Consider the following 18,341-nt stretch of genomic DNA (forward strand, 5'->3'; position numbering starts at 1 on the left):
GGAGGTGTCGCTCCATGACCTTGATCGCGTTCCGGGCCACCTGCCACGACTCGTCCGACGTCGGCGTCTCCCTCCCGCTTACCCACTCGCTGAATCTCGTCCTGCTCGCACCCGCCCTCTTGCAGATCTCCGTACTCGTGAGGGGGCGGCCTCGGATGTTCGTCGCCTGGTCGCGAAGTGACCTCAGTGCGACCGCGAAACTCTCCCGGGCCTCCCTTTGCGAGCCCGGCTCATCCCCCACGCTCATTTCACCCGCCCTCACGTCAGTCCGCGGAATTTTCTTTCCTGCCCCTGGCCAGCGGCAACACGACCGAACCAGAGATCCGACCTCGCCGGAAACCTGCCGGACACGAGACAACCGGTGCAGTCGTCGACCACGAACGTTCGGTCGGCTCGTCCGGGAGGAGCCCCCATCATGTCCGTACTGCCCGCCCTGCTGACGAACGCCACGATCCTGGCCGCCGCGACAGGGCTCACCTACGCCGTGACGATGTTCAGCGTCGCATTGGTCTCGGTCGCCTCCCGCTCCCCGGCCCGCCGCCGCGACGCACGGGCGACCCTGGCGCTCCTGGTGCGCCGAGGTCCCGACCGCGACCAGCATTTTCGTCGTCCGAAAAGCAGAAACCCCACGTCGCGCGCTTCCAAGCCGGAAGGTAGAAAGACCTTTTGAAGCAGTCTTCATCAATCTCCGGACGAACCCGACTGCACTGTGGAAGTCTTCGCATCACCCCACGACTCCTGTATGAGCAGGAATGTCCCCGTAGAAAGACCCCTTGACGGGCCCGTGCAACATTGTCCCCGCCCACAGCGGGGTTGGCCCTCTCTTCGATGCGAGGTGGCCGTGGAGCAATGGAAGGTTCGCTGTCATGCAGCCGACTGATGAATCGGCCTCCGGTGGGGGCGAGGTAGTACCGCGTTGGGATCCCCGGAGGAACTTGTTCGTTCGCGCTTTTGTGTTGGACGGACGGGTGGTCGAGCGGCGGCTTACGGAGTTGTTCTCGGGTGCTGATGCGTTGGCGGACGTGGACGGGGAGACTCCCGGGGAGAAAGTCGCCGTCATCGAGTTCCTGCTGGCCCTGTGTTATGCCTCGGGCACCTACCCCGTGTCGGACGAGGAGTGGCGGCGGTGGGTTCGGGAGGAGCGCCCGTTGGGCGAGGTGGCCTCCTGGTTGGAGGAACAGCTCGATGAAGACTGGAATTTGTTCTCGGCCACTCGGCCGCTCTCGCAGAATGCGCTGCTCGGTGAGTTTCTTGAGGGGCATGGGACGGGGCCGGCTCAGTTGGTGATCGAGCGGGCCGGGGATTACAACCAGTTCGCCGATCATCATCATCTGGAGCATCCCGATCCGCTTCCCGCGGCCAAGGCGTATCGGGCCGTGCTGACGCAGCACGTTTTCGGGGTGCCCGGTCGGGCGCGGGTGTCGGGGAAGGAGACCCTGGGCCCGGCCATCACCAATCTCTCGGCCGGACGGCTCGGCGGACGCGTCCGGGTCCTCGCGCTCGGGCGAACGCTGGGGCAGACCCTGCGGCTGAACCTGACGCCGACCGCCGAGGACCCGCGGGTCCTCAACCTGACGTGGACCGAGGGGCCGATCGGGCGGCGCGGTTTCGAGGCGCGACCGAAGCCCCGTCCGGTCGAGGGGTACGCGGATCTGCACAGCTACCTGGGACGTTCGGTGCTGCTGCGGCCGAAGGCCGGGCTCTCCGGTGACCGGGCCGTCGTCGACCGGGTCCTGATCGGCGCCGGTGAGCTGCTCGACCTGGACGACGAGAAGCACCTCCAGGACGCGGTGAGGTCGGAGACGCGCGACGGAGTGTCCAAGCCGCTGTGGCCCTCACCGACGCGTGACCTGTGGCGTGAGGCGCATGCCCTGTACGCGGCGGTCGAGTCCAGGTCGGGCGGCCTTTACGAGCGGCTCGCGCAGCTGCCCAAGGAGGAGGGGACGGCACGGCGTCCCTTCGATCTGCTCGCGGTCGGCCTCGTCGCCAACAAGTCCTCCCCCATCGGCTGGGTCGCCAGTGTGTTCCCGTTCGCGCCGGGTCAGGCTCCGGCGCTGTACGCGGCGTCGCTGCGGGGGTCCAGGGTGGCGGAGCACATCGCCCGGGCCCTGGACCATGCGGCGTTCAAGGCGTGGGCGGTCATGTTCCCGAACCCCAAACCGGCCGACAAGAAGGCGCAGATCGCCCGTTTCGACGCGCGCGGGATGCAGTGGAAGGCCACCGAGCAGCCCTTCCACACGCTGCTCGCCGATGTGGCCGACGGAGCGAAGGTCGACGACTGCATGCCGGGGTACACGCTGTGGCTCGTGGAGTCGGCGCGCGAGCTCCTGGACAAGTGCCTGGACTCGCTGCCGAGGAACGGCCAGGGGCTGCGCGCGCGGGCGGCGGCGCATCGCGGATTCACGAGGTTCCTCACCGGCCCCAAGGCACCGGACGACCTGGGCGTCGTCCCGAACGGAGACGCATGACCGGCCCAAACGGACAGGAGACCGTGGAGTCGGACGCCGCACGGCTGACGGCCTGGCTGATGACGCTGGTGTTCGACCGGCGGTACGGCGATCTCGCGCAGCTCCGGCGCGTCACCGCAAGCAGCAGCACCAGGTATCAGGCCGGGTGGTTCGCCGCGGACCAGGACAAGCGCGAGGTGTTCGAGCAGGTCGCCTTCCTGTTCGCCGTGTACCACCGGGGCGTGGGCACCCCCACGCGCGGCCACGGCAGTTTCGGCGAGGCGGCGCGCAGGATCGGACGTCCGGCGGCGCGTGGCCCCGAGGACCCGGGCGCGACGCGGCTGGTCGACCGGATCGTGTCCAGCCGGCGCGTCCCCTGGCGTCACCTTCAGCACGGCGTCGCGCGGCTCCGCGCTTGTGAGCAGCGGCCGCCGTCCTGGACCGAACTCGCCGTCGACCTCGACCGGTGGAACGACCGGAGGGCCCGTGTCGCCTACCGGTGGGCGGTCGACTTCCACGAACCGCGGAGCCAGTCTCCGACCAGCGGCCAGAAGGGCAGCAGCACGTGACCGAGACCTCAGCCCCACGGGCGCAGTTCCTCTCCCTCCACCTGCTGGAGACGCTGGCGGCCGTCCTCCCGGTCCGGGACGAGAACGGGGCCCCGAAGACCATCGTCTACGGCGGATGCGAACGGCACATGATCACCAGTCAGGCCCGGCGGCGCGCCGAGCGGACCCATGCTCGCGACCGCGCGAACGCGGGGGTCGGGCCGCTGGCCGGGCACACGATGGGGCAGCGCACCCGGGAGTGGGCGCTGCTGACGGCCCGGGTCCTGGAGACCTCGCACGGCTGGGAGCGGGACGAGGCGGTGGTCACGGCGCGGGCCGTCCTGGAGGCGGTGGGGCTGAAGTTCGGCGATCCGTCGAAGCCGACCGTCGCGAACCTCACCAAGGTGCTGCTCTTCGCCCCCACCGACACCGACGAGCGGATCGCCGCGCACATCGCGGCCCGCGCCGGGGAGCTGCGGCCCTGGCGGGACGCGTACGTCGCCGCCCAGGCCGCCACCGCGAAGCCGAAGCGGGGCGCGCGAAAGGCGTCCGAGGAGCCCTCCGAGGACGGCGAGAAGGGCAGGAAGGACCTGCCGCCCCTGCCGAAGGAGTCGCGGGCCGCGGTGCTCACGGCGCTGGCTCCGCGCGACGCGATCGACATCGCGCTCTACGGCCGGTTCCTCGCGGAGATCGCCGACTCCCCCAACGTGGACGGCGCGGTCCAGAGCGCGCACGCGTTCACGATCCAGGAGGCCGAGACCGTGGACGACTTCTTCGCCGCCGCGGACGACGCCAAGCTCCAGCGGAAGAGGAACGCGCTGGACTTCCTGGACGCCGCGGACGACGCGGGCGCCGGGATGACGGGCTACCAGTCGCTGATCTCGGGCACCTTCTACCGGCACGCCGTCCTCGACCGAAGGCGGCTGAGGACGAACCTCCGGGCGGCGGGGATGTCCGAGGCGGAGGCGGACGAGGTCGCCGTCGCGGCGGAGCGGGAGTTCGTCACCGCGTTCGTCGAGGCGTTCCCCGAGGCGAAGAAGAACTCGACGGCCTCCACGGGGTCGCTGCCCGCGCTCGTCCTGGCCTTCGAGGGCGAGCGCCCGTACAACTACGCGGCCGCGTTCCAGAAGCCCGTCGACGAGGGCCCCGAGGACAAGGGCGGCGAGGGGCCGGCCGGGGCGGCGGGGGTGAGGCGGCTGCTCCGGCACCACGCGTTCGTCGGGAAGCGCCGTCCCGGCATCGGCGCGTCCCGCCTGCTCACCTACGACCCGCAGGTCGACGCGCTTCTCGACGACCTGTGCCCGCCGGACGCGCGGCGCGTGGACACCGTCGAGGGACTGACGTCGTGACGTCCGTCCTGCTCATCCGGCTGGCGGGGCCCCTTCAGTCGTGGGGTGTGGCCAGCCGCTTCTCCGCCCGCCGGGACTCGCACAGCCGCCCCACCAAGTCGGGGGTGATCGGCATGTGCGCGGCGGCGCTGGGCCTGCCGCGTTCCATGGAGGCGACCGAGTCGACGGTGCTGGGAGAGCTGGCGCGTGCCGTGTTCGGGGTGCGGGCGGACCGTCCCGGCGTGCCCGTCCGTGACTTCCACACGGTGGGGGCGGGGACCTTTCCCCTGCGTCCTCGTGACCTGATCCTGGACCATCGGCGGGCCGCGGCCGTCCAGGACGGGCTCGACGCGGCCACCGGCGACCGGTTCGGGCATCACACGCTCGCGGACTGGTACGGCGCGCCCAAGAGGATCTCCGCCGACCCCGTGTCCGGGGTGCACGTGTCCCGCGAGGTGTCCCGCGCGGCCCTCATCACCGAGCGCTGGTACCTCGCCGACGCGTGCTTCCTGGTCGGTCTCCAGCACGAGGACGAGGACTTCCTGGCGTCGGTCGGCTGGGCGCTGGAGCACCCGCGGCACCTGCTGTGGCTGGGACGCAAGTCCTGTCCGCCGTCCGGGACCCTCTCCCTGGGCACGTTCCCCGGCGACCTGGACACGGTCTTCCGCGGGCACCGCCTGCTCCCCGGCCCGGACGAGACCGACCCCCCGGAGAACCGGGTCTGGGCCTGGTTCCAGGTCCCGCCTTCCGAGCACGGCTCGCGGCCAGTGCACGACCAGCCGGTGGCCTTCGGCGCCATGGGCCCCGAACACACCACGCGCTGGGAGATCGCCCGCAGGATCACGCTCGCCCCGGACGCGGCCGAATGGAAGGGCATCATCCCGTGAGCAATCCACCCCGGCACGATCCCGTGAGTGATCCACCCCGGCCCGGCACGGCGGCGAGCGCCCGGTTCGTGGCGCTGCACTCGGTGCTGACGCTGGACGCGCGCCACCCCTTCGTCACGAAATCCCTGGTCGACGCGCAGGAGATGCACCGCACCGTGATGAGCGGCTTTCAGGGGTGGGTCGAGGACGGCAGCTCGGACGCCCGCGCGCAGATGGGCGTCCTGTCGGCCTGGACGCTGAACCTCAGGGAGGCCGCCGTGGTCCTCGTCGTACAGTCCAGGGTGGCGGCGGACTGGGGGCGGCTGCCCAAGGGCGTCCTGCGGGAGGAGCCCGAGCTCATCACCGTCGACCGCACGTTCCGTGTCGGCGACACCGTCGCCTTCCGCTCGGTCGTGAACCCCACGTACAGCAAGGCGAGGCCCGGCCCGGACGGGCGGCGACTTCGCGGACGGCGCGTGGCGCACACCCATCCCGACGGCGTCAGGAAGTGGTGTGCGCGCCGATTCGGCGACGGTGACGGCGCGGGCGGCGACACCGGCGGCGCCGCCGCTCCCGAGTGCATCGCCGTGCGCATGCTGCCCACGGTGTCCAGCTCCGCCGCTCACAAGGGGCTGAAGGTCGCCCGCGCCGAGCTGCGCGGGTCCCTGGCCGTCACCGACCCCGCGGCGTTCGTGACCGCGCTCTCCGACGGTGTGGGCCACGCGCGCGCGTACAGCTGCGGGCTCGTCCTGACCCGCTGACCGGGTCAGGCGAGGTCGGCGAGGGCGGACTCGATGGCCCGGTGGAAGGTCGGGTAGGCGTAGATCATCGTGCGGAGGGTGTCGGTGGGGACGCGGGCGTGGACGGCGGTGACGAGCGCGCCGAGGACCTCGCCGCCGTAAGGACCGGCGGCGGTCGCGCCGACGAGGACGCCCCGGTCGGCGTCCTCGACGAGCTTGATGTAGCCCTCGTTGCCCGGGGAGCCGTGGATCCAGCCGCGGGTCGAGTCGGCGATCCTCGTGGTGCCGACGCGGACGCGGAGCCCCTGCTCGCGGGCCTGCGCCTCGGTGAGGCCGACCGCGCCGATCTCCGGGTCGGTGAACGTGACGCGCGGGACGGCGTGATACGTCGCCGGCGGGCCGTCCTCGCCGAGGATCGAGCGGACGGCGATCGCGGACTGGTACATCGACATGTGGGTGAAGGCGCCTTTGCCGGTGATGTCGCCGATCGCCCAGAGGCCGTCGGCGGCGCGCAGGTGGTCGTCGACGGGGACGGCGCGGGCGGTCTCGTCGACGCCGTAGTGCTCGAGGCCGAGGTCGCGGAGGTTGGGACGGCGGCCCGCCGCGACGAGCAGGCGTTCCGCGGTGAGGTCGCCGTCCGGCAGGGACAGGGTGAACGCCGTGCCGTCGTAGGACGCCGACGTCACCTTCGCGCTCGTCCGGACGGTGATGCCGTCGGCGGCGAAGACCCGCTCGACCAGCGCGGACGACTCGGGCTCGTCGAGCGCGAGGAGCCGGTCCGCGACCTCCACGATCGTGACGTGGGTGCCGAAGCGGGCGAAGATCTGCGCGAGTTCGGCGCCGACCACGCCGCCGCCGAGCACGAGCATCGACGCGGGCGCGGTGGTCGCCTTCACGATGTCCCGGTTCGTCCAGTACGGCAGGTCGGCGAGGCCCTCGACCGGCGGCGCGGTCGGGCTGGTGCCGGTGTTCAGCAGGACGCCGCGGGACGCGCGGAAGACCTCGCCGTCGACGGTGACCTCGCCGGGCGCGGTGATCCGGCCGCGTCCCTTGACGACGCGGACGCCGCGCGCCGTCAGCCGGTCCACGTGAGACTGGTCGGTCCAGTGGGCGGTGGCCTCGTCGGCGACGCGGGCGGCGACCGGCGCCCAGTCGGGCGTGACGGCCGTGGCGGCGGCCCGCCCGTCCGCGCGGCGGGCCTCGGCGACCAGGTCGGAACCGCGCGCCATGATCTTCGTCGGGACGCAGGCGAAGAACGGGCATTCGCCGCCGACCAGCCGCGACTCGACGGCCACGACCGACAGGCCCGCGTCCGCGAGGCGTCCGGCGGCGTCCTCGCCGCCGGGGCCGGTTCCGATCACGACGACGTCCACCGATGTGCTCATGCGGCCATCCTGCCCTACCCGGGCCGGGTCAACCGGGGGCCCGGAAGATCTTGATCCAGTCCACGTACATGGTCACCCATTTCGGGGTGGACGCGTTGCGGCAGAACGCCGGTCCCCGGTCGCAGACCTGGTCGTTCTGGAGGGCGAGCCCCATCTGGGAGCGTTCGGGCGTGAGGTCGCCCTGGTAGTCCCAGACCTTCCGGCCGTCCAGCCAGAAGGTGAGGCGGTGCGGCAGCCAGTCGAGCGCGAACACGTGCCACTGCGTGAAGTCGGCGCGCAGGACGTGGTGCTTCTGCGTGTCGTTCGGCCCGTAGTGGACGTACTGGTCGGTGCTCTGCTTCGTCGGGTCGATCATCTCCGCGAAGTCGATCTCGGCCTTCTCGGGGACGCCGAACACCTTCGGCCAGAGCAGCGCGACCGCCGAGTAGCCGGCGCCCTTCTCCGCCCGCATCCGCACCTCCCAGCGGCCGTGCGTGAGGGTCAGCCGGGAGGCGATGCCGCCGGAGAGGTCCCTGCCGTCGTAGATGCCGCCGGTGAGCCGCAGCGTCCCGGCGTCCACCTTGGTCGCGGCCGGGGTGCGCGGGTTCACGCGGTCGTTCGGGCTGTTGTAGACGATCCATTTGGACGTGTCGACCGAGCCGCCGTCGAACCCGTCCTGGACGACCGGCTTCCCCCACATGGACGGCGTCGGCGGGTCGGTCGTCGGCGCCGGACTCGGCACCGGGCTCGGCACCGGGGCGCTCCCGGCGGTGGGCGGCCGCACGTGATCGTTCGAGCCGGAGCCCGAGCACGCCGCGGTGAGCCCCGCCACGAGCAGAACCGCCGCCCCGGCCCGGGCGGTCACGGAGATCCCCATGGGCCCATCAGATCGTTCCCGGGGCGACGAGTCAGCAGAAATGCCGATTGTTGCCGCTCTCTTGCTTTCGCCCGCCGAACGTCGTTGAATCCCCTGCCCGGTCGGCCGCTCGGCGGACGGCTCAGTGCGGGGCGCGGCGGGGCGGCAGTGGGATGCGGTCCAGGTCGTGGACGAGCGTGATCTCGCCGTCGAAGACCCGCGCGGCCTGCTCGACGAAGCGCGGCTCGTCGGACGGCCGGTACCGCTCGGAGATGTGGGTCAGGACGAGCCGCCCGACCCCGGCGCGCTTGGCGACCTCGCCCGCCTGACCCGCCGTGAGGTGCCCGTAGTCGGCGGCGAGCGCGGCCTCCTCGTCCAGGAACGTGGACTCGATGACCAGCAGGTCCACGCCCTCGGCGAGCTCGTAGACGCCGTCGCAGAGCCGGGTGTCCATGACGAACGCGACCTTCTGCCCCGGACGCCGGACCGAGCACTCCTCCAGCGTGACGGCGCGTCCGTCCGGGGTGGTGACGCGGCCGTCCTCCTGGAGGCCGCGGACCAGCGGCCCGCGGACGCCGAGTTCGGCGAGCCTCGCGGGCAGCATCGTCAGGCCGTCCGGCTCCTCCAGCCGGTACCCGTACGCCTCGACCGGGTGCGACAGGAGGCGCGCGGTCAGCGTGAACGGGTCGCCGGTCGCGAGCGTGGCCCGCTCCCCCGCGACGGGCGTCTCGACGATCACGTCGCTCTCGCGGTGCGGGGTCGCGTGCCGCAGCCGCTCCCAGTACCGCGCGCCGCTCGCCGGGAACACCGCGTGGACGGGGTGCGCCACGCCGTCGCGCGCGATCCGCTGGACCAGGCCCGGCACGCCCAGGCAGTGGTCGCCGTGGAAGTGGGTCAGGCACATCCAGGTGATGTCGTTCGCGGCCAGCCCGGCCATGATCATCTGGCGCTGGGTGCCCTCCCCGGGGTCGAACAGCACGCCCTGCCCGTCCCAGCGGAGCAGGTAGCCGTTGTGGTTGCGGTGCCGGGTCGGGACGGCGCTGGACGAGCCGAGGACGACGAGCTCACGTACGGACACCCGACCATGATGCCGGTGATCGTCCGAAACAACCGCTTGATTATTCTGGGCGGGTCGTTCCGCCCATGCCCGCCCCCAGGACCGGGAGGTCGCCCGTGGCCAGCAAGCGCGAGAAGATCAGGATGAGCCCCGACGAGGTCGCGGCGTTCCTCCGCGAGAGCCACAAGGTGCAGGTCGCGACCGTCGGCCAGGGCGGCGAACCGCACCTGGTCACGATGTTCTACGCGCTGCTCGACGGCCGGATCGCGTTCACCACCTACAGGGCGTCCCAGAAGGTGCTGAACCTGCGCCGCGACCCGGTCATGACGTGCCTGGTCGAGGACGGCGTCCAGTACGGCGAGCTGCGCGGCGTCGCCCTCTACGGACGCGGCCTGGTGATCGAGGACCGCGAACCCCTGCTGAAGATCGGCGCGGTCGTCGGGTCCCGGATGGCCGGGCTGCCCGTCCCGGAGGTCGGCGCCCCGGTCGACCCCGGGCTCGCCGCCGGACTGGAGCAGGCGATGTCCAAGCGCGTCCTCATCGTGATGGAGCCCGACCGCGTCGTCAGCTGGGACCACGGCAAGGCCTGACCCCCCGCAGGGGGCGCAGGGGGCGCAGGGGGCGCGGAGGGCGCTGCGGCTCAGGCGCGGGCGGGGGCGTCCGGCTCGGCGAGGACGAGCGCGGCGGCCTCCCGCTCGCGCCGCGTGCGCTGGTACGCGCGGACGTCCCAGAGGGCCAGCACGGAGATGATCAGCGTCGACGTGAGGCTCAGCAGGAGCGGTGTGAGCAGCCCCGCGACCGGGACCAGCGCGACGAGCAGGACGATCGTGGTGACGCGCGCGACCGTGAGGGTCCCGAACACCGCCCGCTTGAACAGCGCGTGCCCCGCGACGAACAGCAGCGGCCCGCCGAGCGCCACCGCCACCATGCCGCCGGAGACGTGCCCGGACGGGTGCGCGATGACCATCTCGTCCGCGACCGCCCCGACGATGATGCCCGCCACCATCGGGAAGTGCATGAACGTGTACGCCGAGCGTCCGAGCCGTCCGGGGTCGTCGGACTCCGCGATCCGCTCGGAGGCGACCTCGGCGGTGTGGTCGAAGTAGATCCACCACAGCGCGACGCTGCCGACGAATGCCGAGGCGAACGCCGCGACGTGCGCCGCGTCCACCTCCAGGCCGCTGAGCGTCGCGCCCGTGACCAGCACCGACTCGCCCAGCGCGATCATCACGAAGAGCTGGCAGCGCTCGGCCAGGTGCCCGCCGTCGATGTCCCAGTCCGTGGTGGACGAGCGGCCGAGGCCGGGCACGAGGAACCCGCACCACGGCGCGAGCTGCTCGACCCCGATGGCGGCCACCCACAGCAGGGCGCGCTTCCACGGGTCGTCCACCAGGCCGCCGATGATCCACAGCAGGGACGCGGCCGACAGCCACGTCAGGACGCGCTGGAAGTTGTTGCCGAGCGAGTGCCGCCGGGTGGCCCAGGCCACGAAGATCGTCCGGCCGACCTGGATCGTGGCGTACATCACGGCGAACCAGATGCCGCGCGAGCCGAACGCGCCGGGCAGCGTCGCCGCCATCAGCAGCCCGGCGACCATCACGCCGACCAGCATGATCCGGACGGCCGGATGGTCCGGATCGAACCAGTTGGTCGTCCAGCAGGTGTACATCCACGCCCACCAGACGGCCATCAGGAGGATCAGCGTCTCGAAGCCGCCGCGCCAGGTCAGGTGCTGGAGCAGGCCGTGCGAGAGCTGCGTGACCGCGAAGACGAAGACGAGGTCGAAGAACAGCTCGAAGAAGGTGACCCTGCCGCCCTGGCCGCCGTCCCGGACGCGCATCACGCGCGTCACGGGCTCCGGACCGTCCGGGCGCGCCTGGGGGGAGGGCGCGTTCACCGGAACGGGACGATCAGGACTCGGAGTCGGCCGGCGCCTTGGCCTCCGCGGAAGACGCCTTGACCTCCAGCTTGGCCTCCGCCTTGGCCTCCAGCTCGGCCTCCGCCTTGGCGGCCTCGGCGCGCTCCCAATCCTGCTGCTTCAGGTCGGCCTCCTTGGGGGCCTGGATCCCCTTCATCCGCTTGTTCATCGAGCGGACGAGGAAGACCAGCACCACACCGAGGGCCACGAACACGCCGAATCCCAGGAAACCGGGGGTGACCGTGTCGTTGTTCAACGGCATGTTCTTGTCGGCGAGAACCGTGGCTGCGGTGGTGGTGGCGAGGGCGAGCATCAGACGGACACCTTCTCCCGGATACCGGCGAACAGATCGTCCTCCGGCAACTCCGTGTCGACCAGGGACCTAGCCAGATGGTAGTCCTCGGTCGGCCAAGCCTCGCGCTGGACGTCCAGCGGGACGGCGAACCAGAAGCCGTCGGGGTCGATCTGGGTGGCGTGCGCGAGCAGCGCCTTGTCCCGGGTCTCGAAGTGCTCGCCGCACGAAATCCGGGTCGTGACCTCCCACTGCTCCGGGCGCTCCTCGGCCCGCTTGCGCCAGTCGGCGTAGGGGGACTCGAGGCCGGCGGCGGTCATGGCCTCGTCCAGCGCCTGGATCCGGCCCGTGTTGAAGGTCATGTGGTAGTAGAGCTTGAGCGGCTGCCACGGCTGGCCGCCGACGCCCGGGTAGCGGTCCGGGTCGCCCGCCGCCTCGAACGCCTCCACCGACACCTCGTGGGTCTTGACGTGGTCCGGGTGCGGGTAGCCGCCGTTCTCGTCGTAGGTGAGGATCACGTGCGGGCGGAACTCGCGGACGGCCCTGACCAGCGGCTCGGCGGCCGTCTCCAGGGGCTCCAGGGCGAAGCAGCCCTCCGGCAGCGGCGGCAGCGGGTCGCCCTCGGGGAAGCCGGAGTCGACGAAGCCGAGCCAGCGCTGCTCGACGCCAAGGATCTCGCGGGCGCGCGCCATCTCCTCGTTGCGGACCTTGCCGATGTTCTCCTTGACCTCCGGGCGGTCCATCGCCGGGTTCAGGATGGAGCCGCGCTCGCCACCGGTGCAGGTGACGACGAGCACCTCGACGCCGTCGGCGACGTAGCGCGCCATCGTGGCCGCGCCCTTGCTCGACTCGTCGTCCGGGTGGGCGTGCACGGCCATCAGCCTCAGCCGGGGCCCGGCGGGGCCTTCCTTCTCGGACGGGCCGGTGGTGAGCTCGGACACCTGGTCGGACACCTGGGGATCTCCCTCGCAGCGCGGTTCGACGGGACCCGGTGCGGAGCATCACCCGGGACCGAAGAGAATTGTTCCTGACAACACCGCCACCCCGCACGGAGATTCCCCGCCATGAGCGCCAGCGTCCCAGCAGACTCCGCGCCGGAGCCGTCCGGCGCCGAGGCCTCGGCCGAAGCGGCCGCAGGTCCCGGCACGGGCGCCGTCTCGGCGGCGGAGCCTTCCCCGGAGGCCACGGAACAGATCCCCGCCGTGGTGGAGGAGGAGGAGTCCTCCTCGCCGTTCCGGCGGCGCCGCGACCGGCCCGGACTGGGCTGGCTCGGCTGGGTGGTGATCGGCGTCCCGACGGCCGTCATGGGAGTGGGCTGGGCGATCATCATGGCGCACGTGGGGCAGACTCCGGGACTCGCCGTGGAGACCCGGGCCGTCGACCTCCGGGACAACGCCGCCGTCGTGACCTACGCCGTCGGCAAGCCGAAGGACGAACAGGTGCGGTGCGTGGTGGACGCCTATGACGACAAGTTGAACGTGCTCGCCCAGCGTGAGATCACCGTTCCCAAGGGGGCGGCCAAGGTCACCGCACAGGAGACCCTGGAGACTCCGCGAAAGGCGACCGGCGGGCGCATCCGCGACTGCCACACGACCTGATCCGACCGGCCTGACCGGGCGAAACGCCGAGCAGGTCGGACATACTCGGATTAAACAGGACCCGGCGAAGCCGAAACCCGCGTAGCAGATTGCGGGGCCCGGCTTCAGGGAACCTTTACCGCACACACCGGATAGGCTAGAGGTTTAACCCGGCCGCACTTCATGTCGATGTGTCGCTCTCCCGCCGGGCGAGCGAGATCGCTACATGTGGATGAGGAGTACCCGTGACCGAGACCCGCGCTGACAACGTCACCTGGCTCACCCAGGAGGCGTACGACCGGCTCAAGGCTGAGCTGGACCACCTGTCGGGCCCGGGCCGCATCGAGATCGCTCAGAAGATCGAGGCGGCGCGGGAGGAGGGTGACCTGCGCGAGAACGGCGGCTACCACGCGGCCAAGGAGGAGCAGGGCAAGATCGAGGGCCGCATCCTCCAGCTGAAGCACATCCTCGAGAACGCCCAGGTCGGCGAGGCCCCGCGCTCGGAGGGCGTGGTCGGCCCCGGCATGACCGTCACCATCTCCTTCGAGGGCGACGACGAGGAGGTCACCTTCCTGCTCGCGTCCCGCGAGGAGAGCGGCGTGCCGATCGACGTGTACTCCCCCAACAGCCCCCTGGGCTCGGCGATCAACGGCAAGAAGGTCGGCGAGAAGGCCACCTACTCGCTGCCGAACGGGCGGTCCATGAGCGTCGAGATCCTCGACGCCACCCCGTACGGCGCCGCCTGAGCCTCACCGGCCGGACAGACCCCGAACGCCCCGTCCCCACCAGGACGGGGCGTTCGCATGTCCTGAGGGGTTCGGGTGGGGCGGGCGCGGGCGACGGTTCAGGTGGGGCGGGCCTCTTCGGTGATCTGGTCGCGGAAGTCGCGGGTGGCGCGGTCGTCGGGGAGGCGGTCGAGGAGGAGGCGCAGCTCGCCTCCGACGCGTCCGGAGTCGACGGACCTCAGCAGGCGCAGCGCCCGGCGGCCGGTGGCGACCGCGGCGTCCGCCTCGCCCATCCCGATCTGCGCCGCCGCGACGACGGTCAGGGCGAGGGCGTGGTCGCGCGGGTAGGCGTCCCGGTCGAGGTCGACCCAGGACGACAGGTTCCGGGGCACCTCGGCGGGCCGTCCGAGCTCCAGCAGGGCGCGGTTCGTCTCGATCATGGACGACGGGCGCTGCATCCAGTAGATCCAGGCGGGGTCGTCCTCGGGACGGCGGCGTTCCCAGTGCGCCTCGGCCCGGGCGAGCGCCCGCGCCGCCTCGGCGCGCCGCCCCAGCTTCGCGTGCGCGCGGACCTGCCAGGTGTCGAGCATCGCCAGGACCGTCCGGCCGAGGCGTCCGCGGGACGCCCGGGACGCCTCCAGCAGCGCGAGGGACGCCGCGCCGTCGCCCGCGTAGAACCGCTGCATCGCCATGTTGGACAGGATGTAGACGCCGCCGTCGATGTCCCGCGCCTCCTTGGCGGCGCGGAGCCCGGCGTGCCAGTAGCGTTCGGCGGCCGCGGGCCGTCCGCCGTCGAAGGCGCCCCAGCCGGCCTGGCGGCACAGGCCCCCGGCGACCCGGAACAGCCGCCGCTCCACGGCCTGCGAGTAGGAGCTGTTGTTCAGCAGGCCGGTGACCAGCTCCAGGTCGTTCACCGCGAGCCGGGCGGTGGTCTCGCCGCCGACCAGGTCGTCCAGGATCCACAGGTCGGCGAGCCGCTTCTCGATCGCCGACACCAGCTCGTGGTCGGTGCGCCCGCCGCCCAGCGTCCGGACGACCTTCTCCTGCGGGACGAACCGCCACGGTTCGGTCCAGCCCGCGGCGAGCGCGCCGATCGCGGCCCCGCTGAGGATGAGGAAGCCGCGCCGGTCGGTGAGCGCGGACACCGTCCCGGCCAGGGTCGACCGCGCCTGGTCGGCGGACCAGGCGGCCGAGACGGGCGTGCCGTCCGGGGCGGCGGGCATGCCCTCCGAGTAGAGCAGCCACTCCGGCCAGGGGTGGGCGTCGACGAGCCCGCCGGGGACGCCGAGGGCCTCGGCCAGGGCGTGCTGGGCGGCGGGTTCCGGGCGGACACCGCGCCGTTCCCACCGGTAGACCTTCTGTTTCCAGGTGGCCATGTTCCGGCCGCGGGCGACGATCGAGGCGACGTGCGCCTGCGTCCAGCCGCGCTGCTCGCGGACGTAGGCCAGGGGGTGGGCGACCAGGTCGAGACGGGGCATGGGGCACGTCCCTTCGGGACCGCGGGGGCTACTCGAGGCTACCCTCGCCGCATTGCCCGTCACGGGCGGTCACGGTTTTCTGACAGCGTCACACCCGCATCGCGCCCGGGACCAGGCGATGGCGATCATGACGACGAACGCGAGGCAGGTCCTCCTGTCGATGAACTACCCGGCCGTCCCGTCGGCGGTCGGCATAGCCCGCAAGTCCACCGAACACGTGCTCGGCGCCCGCGGCTTCCCCCCGCCCCTCGTCGAGGACGCGGGCCTCGTCGTGTGCGAGCTGGTGACCAACGCGGTGAGGGCGGCGGGCGGGACGACCCTCCGGCTGACCGTCGCCGTGGACGCGCCGGGCTCGGTCACCCTGGAGGTCCGGGACTCCTCGCCCGCCGTCCCCGATCGCAGGTCACCGGGCCCGGACGATCCGGGCGGCCGGGGCCTGGTGATCGTCGCGGCCCTCGCCGCCCGGTACGGCGTCCGGCGGGAGGCGGACGGCAAGACCGTCTTCGCCGTCCTGCGGACGTAGGCGGGACGTCGCCCGGGACGTCGCCGGGACGTGGCCGGGGCGGCGCCCGGAGGGCCGGGTGGGGCTGTGCGCACGGACGGGTGGGCCTGGCCCCACTCCAGGTCCGGAACGGTGGGATCCGCGTCCGGCCAGGTGCAGAGTGGGTGCTCCAGACCGTAAAGTCCGTTTCGCGGACGGGGAGCGAGGGAAGCGTCATGGGTCAACTGGGGTCGTGGGTCCGCGGCGCCCGCGCCGGGTTCGTCCGCGCGGCCGTCGTGGCGGCCGCCGGGCTGCCGGTGCCCGCCGTGTGGATCGCGATCGCGGCCGGGATGTGGGAGTTCGGCAACCCCTGGGCGTGGACGGCGCCGATCGTCCTCTCGGCCGTGGGAACGTTCCTGGTCTCCCGCCCGCTGTGCGGGTTCTTCCGGACGCTCGTCGCGCGCTGGACGGGCGCCGTCATCCCCGGCGGGTACCGGGAGGCCGCGCCGGTGCTGCGGATGTCGACCGGCTACTGGTGGAACGGCCACTCCTACGCCAAGTCCCGGAAGGAGGCCGCCGAGGACCAGCGGCTGCGGATGCTCTGGGCGGACCCGGCCACGCGGCGTGACCTGCGGTTCGTCGGGGCCGCGGCGGTCGCCGGGCTCGTCGCCGCCGTCCCGCTCGCCGGGGCCGGCCTGGCCGTCGCCGGGTTCGCCCGGTCGTCGGTGCCGCTCGGACTGGGCGGGCTGGTCGTGGCGGTCGCGACCGCGCCGTACGCGTGGCGGGCCATGCCCCCGGTCGCCGTCCGGTTCCTGGGGCCGTCCCACGCGATGCTGCTCGCGGGGCGGGTGGACGAGCTGACGGCCCAGCGCGCGGACACGACCGTCGCGCAGGCCGCCGAGATCCGCCGCATCGAACGGGACCTGCACGACGGCGCGCAGGCGCGGCTCGTCTCCCTCGGCCTCTCGCTCGCGACCGCCGAGAAGCTCATGGAGACCGATCCGGCGAAGGCCCGGGAGCTGATGCGGGAGGCGCGGGCCGGGGCCGCCACGTCCCTGAGCGAGATCCGCGACCTGGTCCACGGGATCAGCCCGCCGCTGCTGAGTGAGCGCGGCCTCGTCGACGCCGTCCGCGCCCTGGCCCTGGACACGCCGCTCGACGTGACCGTGAGCGCCCGCGCCGTGCCCCGGCTGGACGCCCCGATCGAGTCCGCCGTGTACTTCGGGATCGCCGAGCTGCTCACCAACACGGTGAAGCACGCGCGGGCGGACCGGGCGCGGATCTCGATCGTCTGGGACGCCCCGCACCTGGTCGTCGGCGTCGAGGACGACGGACGCGGCGGCGCCGGGGCGCCCCGGGGCGGCGGCCTGGACGGGCTGCGCCGCCGCCTCGCCGTCTTCGACGGCACCCTGGAGATCATCAGCCCCGAGGGCGGCCCGACCCACGCGAGAATGACGGTGCCATGCGAGTCCTGATCGCCGAAGACCTCTACCTCCTGCGGGACGGGATGATCCGTCTCATCGAGGCCTACGGGCACGAGGTCGTCGCGACCGCGTCCACCGGCCCCGAGACCCTCGATGCCCTGCTGGAGCACCGCCCGGACGTGTCGGTCGTGGACGTCCGGATGCCGCCCGACCAGTCCGACGAGGGCCTGCGGGCCGCCCTGGCCGCCCGCCGCGAGGTCCCCGGCCTGCCGATCCTGATCCTGTCCCAGCACGTCGACCGGCTCTACGCGCGCGAGCTCCTCGCCGACGGTGCGGGCGGCATCGGCTACTTCCTCAAGGAGAGCATGTTCGACGCCGACCAGTTCGTCGAGGCGCTGGAGCGCGTCGCCGCGGGCGGCACGGCGATGGACCCGGCCGTCATCGCCAAGCTGCTGTCCTCCGGGCCGTCCCACCGGCGGCTGGACCGGCTCACCGAACGCGAGCACGAGGTCCTCGCGCTGATGGCCGAGGGCCTGTCGAACCAGGCGATCGCCCGCCGCCTGTTCCTCAGCGACAGCGCGATCGGCAAGTACACGACCTCGATGTTCGGCAAGCTCGGCATCACCGACGACGAGAACGGCAACCGGCGCGTCCTCGCCGTCCTGGCGTACCTGGACCGGTCCTGAGGATCAGTCGCGGGTGATGGCCCTGACCAGCGGGAGCGTGCGCGCCGGGATCTGGTTGGCGAGGGAGATGACCGACGCGGCGCGCTCGACGCCCGGCGTCGCGACGATCAGGTCGATGACGCGCTGGAGGTCGGCGTTCGAACGGGCCACGACGCGGCAGAGCATGTCGCCGGGGCTGGTGATCGTGTGCGCCTCGATGACCTCGGGGATCCGGGCCAGGCCCCGCGCGACCGGATCGTGCCCGCCCACCTGGCGGAGCTGGAGCGTCACGAACGCCGTCACCGAGTAGCCGAGGGCCGCCGGATCGACCTCCGGGCCGAAGCCGCGGATCACCCCGTCGCGGGCCATCCGGTCCAGGCGGGCCTGGACGGTGCCCCGCGCGACGCCGAGGCGGCGGGACGCCTCCAGGACGCCCACCCGGGGCTCGGCCGTGAACAGCTCGATGATGCGGCCGTCTAGATCGTCGATCACGTCTGGCCTCGTCAGGTTGCTCGGTTTGTGCGGTGGTCACCCGCTTCCACTATGCAGGTTGCCCAGTGTTCCGGACAACCCTT

The 18,341-nt window shown here is 72.3% G+C and carries 20 protein-coding genes; 12 read left to right on the top strand and 8 right to left on the bottom strand.

The annotated features are described in order from the left end of the window. Positions 1-415: 415 nt before the first annotated feature. The 6 genes from EBO15_RS12815 (at position 416) to EBO15_RS12835 (ending at position 5,950) form a co-directional block, all read left to right on the top strand. Complete coding sequence (locus tag EBO15_RS12815) at positions 416-670, top strand: hypothetical protein (protein WP_122194579.1); 255 nt, start codon at positions 416-418, stop codon at positions 668-670. Between the two features lie 196 nt (positions 671-866). After that, the gene (locus EBO15_RS12820; protein ID WP_122194580.1) at positions 867-2,468 is read left to right on the top strand and encodes a type I-E CRISPR-associated protein Cse1/CasA; all 1,602 of its coding nucleotides are present in this window, start codon (positions 867-869) and stop codon (positions 2,466-2,468) included. Continuing rightward, positions 2,465-3,016 (top strand): type I-E CRISPR-associated protein Cse2/CasB, encoded by a 552-nt coding sequence (gene casB, locus EBO15_RS12825; RefSeq protein ID WP_122194581.1) that lies wholly within the window; start codon positions 2,465-2,467, stop codon positions 3,014-3,016. The genes EBO15_RS12820 and casB overlap by 4 nt, the downstream gene beginning before the upstream one ends. Then, entirely contained in the window at positions 3,013-4,344 is a 1,332-nt protein-coding gene (locus tag EBO15_RS45965; RefSeq protein ID WP_233616143.1) for a type I-E CRISPR-associated protein Cas7/Cse4/CasC, read from the top strand. The genes casB and EBO15_RS45965 overlap by 4 nt, the downstream gene beginning before the upstream one ends. Then, positions 4,341-5,210: a type I-E CRISPR-associated protein Cas5/CasD gene (gene cas5e, locus EBO15_RS45970; RefSeq protein ID WP_233616144.1), complete on the top strand. Its 870-nt coding sequence runs from the start codon at positions 4,341-4,343 to the stop codon at positions 5,208-5,210. Before EBO15_RS45965 ends, cas5e begins: the two co-directional genes overlap by 4 nt. Before the next feature lie 23 nt (positions 5,211-5,233). Then, positions 5,234-5,950 carry a type I-E CRISPR-associated protein Cas6/Cse3/CasE gene (locus EBO15_RS12835; protein ID WP_233616145.1) on the top strand — a complete coding sequence of 239 codons (717 nt, stop codon included), beginning with the start codon at positions 5,234-5,236 and terminating at the stop codon, positions 5,948-5,950. A gap of 5 nt (positions 5,951-5,955) precedes the next feature. Here the strand turns inward: EBO15_RS12835 and EBO15_RS12840 are convergent, their stop codons facing one another. From EBO15_RS12840 to EBO15_RS12850, 3 genes are all read right to left on the bottom strand, one after another. After that, on the bottom strand, positions 5,956-7,314 hold the full coding sequence (locus tag EBO15_RS12840; RefSeq protein ID WP_122194583.1) for a dihydrolipoyl dehydrogenase family protein: 1,359 nt from the start codon (positions 7,312-7,314) through the stop codon (positions 5,956-5,958). Positions 7,315-7,342: 28 nt separating this feature from the next. Then, positions 7,343-8,170 (bottom strand): glycoside hydrolase family 16 protein, encoded by an 828-nt coding sequence (locus EBO15_RS12845; protein WP_122194584.1) that lies wholly within the window; start codon positions 8,168-8,170, stop codon positions 7,343-7,345. Positions 8,171-8,291: 121 nt separating this feature from the next. Then, entirely contained in the window at positions 8,292-9,227 is a 936-nt protein-coding gene (locus EBO15_RS12850) for a ribonuclease Z (protein ID WP_122194585.1), read from the bottom strand. 95 nt (positions 9,228-9,322) lie between these two features. On the opposite strand from EBO15_RS12850, the gene EBO15_RS12855 reads away from it, so the two are divergent. Then, complete coding sequence (locus EBO15_RS12855; RefSeq protein WP_233616146.1) at positions 9,323-9,796, top strand: pyridoxamine 5'-phosphate oxidase family protein; 474 nt, start codon at positions 9,323-9,325, stop codon at positions 9,794-9,796. 50 nt (positions 9,797-9,846) lie between these two features. Here the strand turns inward: EBO15_RS12855 and EBO15_RS12860 are convergent, their stop codons facing one another. From EBO15_RS12860 to mca, 3 genes are read right to left on the bottom strand one after another with little or no spacing between them, the layout of a single operon-like run. Continuing rightward, the gene (locus EBO15_RS12860) at positions 9,847-11,058 is read right to left on the bottom strand and encodes a low temperature requirement protein A (RefSeq protein ID WP_233616147.1); all 1,212 of its coding nucleotides are present in this window, start codon (positions 11,056-11,058) and stop codon (positions 9,847-9,849) included. A 58-nt stretch (positions 11,059-11,116) separates the two neighbouring features. Then, on the bottom strand, positions 11,117-11,437 hold the full coding sequence (locus EBO15_RS45230; protein ID WP_199744502.1) for a hypothetical protein: 321 nt from the start codon (positions 11,435-11,437) through the stop codon (positions 11,117-11,119). Further along, positions 11,437-12,294: a mycothiol conjugate amidase Mca gene (mca, locus tag EBO15_RS12870; RefSeq protein WP_122194625.1), complete on the bottom strand. Its 858-nt coding sequence runs from the start codon at positions 12,292-12,294 to the stop codon at positions 11,437-11,439. Before mca ends, EBO15_RS45230 begins: the two co-directional genes overlap by 1 nt. Before the next feature lie 186 nt (positions 12,295-12,480). Between mca and EBO15_RS12875 the strand changes: the two genes are divergently transcribed. After that, positions 12,481-13,014: a DUF4307 domain-containing protein gene (locus EBO15_RS12875; protein WP_122194587.1), complete on the top strand. Its 534-nt coding sequence runs from the start codon at positions 12,481-12,483 to the stop codon at positions 13,012-13,014. Positions 13,015-13,238: 224 nt separating this feature from the next. Continuing rightward, entirely contained in the window at positions 13,239-13,739 is a 501-nt protein-coding gene (gene greA / locus EBO15_RS12880; protein ID WP_122194588.1) for a transcription elongation factor GreA, read from the top strand. 98 nt (positions 13,740-13,837) lie between these two features. On the opposite strand, the gene EBO15_RS12885 is transcribed toward greA, so the two are convergent. Then, positions 13,838-15,196 carry a helix-turn-helix domain-containing protein gene (locus EBO15_RS12885; protein WP_122194589.1) on the bottom strand — a complete coding sequence of 453 codons (1,359 nt, stop codon included), beginning with the start codon at positions 15,194-15,196 and terminating at the stop codon, positions 13,838-13,840. 127 nt (positions 15,197-15,323) lie between these two features. Here EBO15_RS12885 and EBO15_RS12890 point away from each other — a divergent pair, with 127 nt between their 5' ends. The 3 genes from EBO15_RS12890 (at position 15,324) to EBO15_RS12900 (ending at position 17,787) form a co-directional block, all read left to right on the top strand. Beyond that, positions 15,324-15,719, top strand: coding sequence for an ATP-binding protein (locus EBO15_RS12890; RefSeq protein WP_158628210.1), 396 nt, complete (start codon positions 15,324-15,326; stop codon positions 15,717-15,719). Positions 15,720-15,913: 194 nt separating this feature from the next. After that, the gene (locus EBO15_RS12895; protein WP_122194591.1) at positions 15,914-17,152 is read left to right on the top strand and encodes a sensor histidine kinase; all 1,239 of its coding nucleotides are present in this window, start codon (positions 15,914-15,916) and stop codon (positions 17,150-17,152) included. After that, entirely contained in the window at positions 17,140-17,787 is a 648-nt protein-coding gene (locus EBO15_RS12900) for a response regulator transcription factor (RefSeq protein WP_122194592.1), read from the top strand. The genes EBO15_RS12895 and EBO15_RS12900 overlap by 13 nt, the downstream gene beginning before the upstream one ends. Positions 17,788-17,790: 3 nt before the next feature. Here EBO15_RS12900 and EBO15_RS12905 read toward each other — a convergent pair whose 3' ends face one another. Beyond that, the gene (locus EBO15_RS12905) at positions 17,791-18,258 is read right to left on the bottom strand and encodes an Lrp/AsnC family transcriptional regulator (protein WP_233616148.1); all 468 of its coding nucleotides are present in this window, start codon (positions 18,256-18,258) and stop codon (positions 17,791-17,793) included. Positions 18,259-18,341 lie beyond the last annotated feature (83 nt).

The sequence above is a fragment of the Actinomadura harenae genome, from assembly GCF_003696215.1.
Taxonomy (GTDB): domain Bacteria; phylum Actinomycetota; class Actinomycetes; order Streptosporangiales; family Streptosporangiaceae; genus Spirillospora; species Spirillospora harenae.

Coding starts and splice junctions, on each gene's coding strand:
- EBO15_RS12815 (WP_122194579.1), top strand. CDS start 416: ATGTCCGTACTGCCCGCCCTGCTGACGAACGCCACGATCCTGGCCGCC.
- EBO15_RS12885 (WP_122194589.1), bottom strand. CDS start 15,196: ATGCCCCGTCTCGACCTGGTCGCCCACCCCCTGGCCTACGTCCGCGAG.
- EBO15_RS12895 (WP_122194591.1), top strand. CDS start 15,914: ATGGGTCAACTGGGGTCGTGGGTCCGCGGCGCCCGCGCCGGGTTCGTC.
- mca (WP_122194625.1), bottom strand. CDS start 12,294: ATGGCCGTGCACGCCCACCCGGACGACGAGTCGAGCAAGGGCGCGGCC.
- EBO15_RS45230 (WP_199744502.1), bottom strand. CDS start 11,437: ATGCTCGCCCTCGCCACCACCACCGCAGCCACGGTTCTCGCCGACAAG.
- EBO15_RS12890 (WP_158628210.1), top strand. CDS start 15,324: ATGACGACGAACGCGAGGCAGGTCCTCCTGTCGATGAACTACCCGGCC.
- EBO15_RS12900 (WP_122194592.1), top strand. CDS start 17,140: ATGCGAGTCCTGATCGCCGAAGACCTCTACCTCCTGCGGGACGGGATG.
- casB (WP_122194581.1), top strand. CDS start 2,465: ATGACCGGCCCAAACGGACAGGAGACCGTGGAGTCGGACGCCGCACGG.
- EBO15_RS12820 (WP_122194580.1), top strand. CDS start 867: ATGCAGCCGACTGATGAATCGGCCTCCGGTGGGGGCGAGGTAGTACCG.
- EBO15_RS12840 (WP_122194583.1), bottom strand. CDS start 7,314: ATGAGCACATCGGTGGACGTCGTCGTGATCGGAACCGGCCCCGGCGGC.
- EBO15_RS12845 (WP_122194584.1), bottom strand. CDS start 8,170: ATGGGGATCTCCGTGACCGCCCGGGCCGGGGCGGCGGTTCTGCTCGTG.
- EBO15_RS12875 (WP_122194587.1), top strand. CDS start 12,481: ATGAGCGCCAGCGTCCCAGCAGACTCCGCGCCGGAGCCGTCCGGCGCC.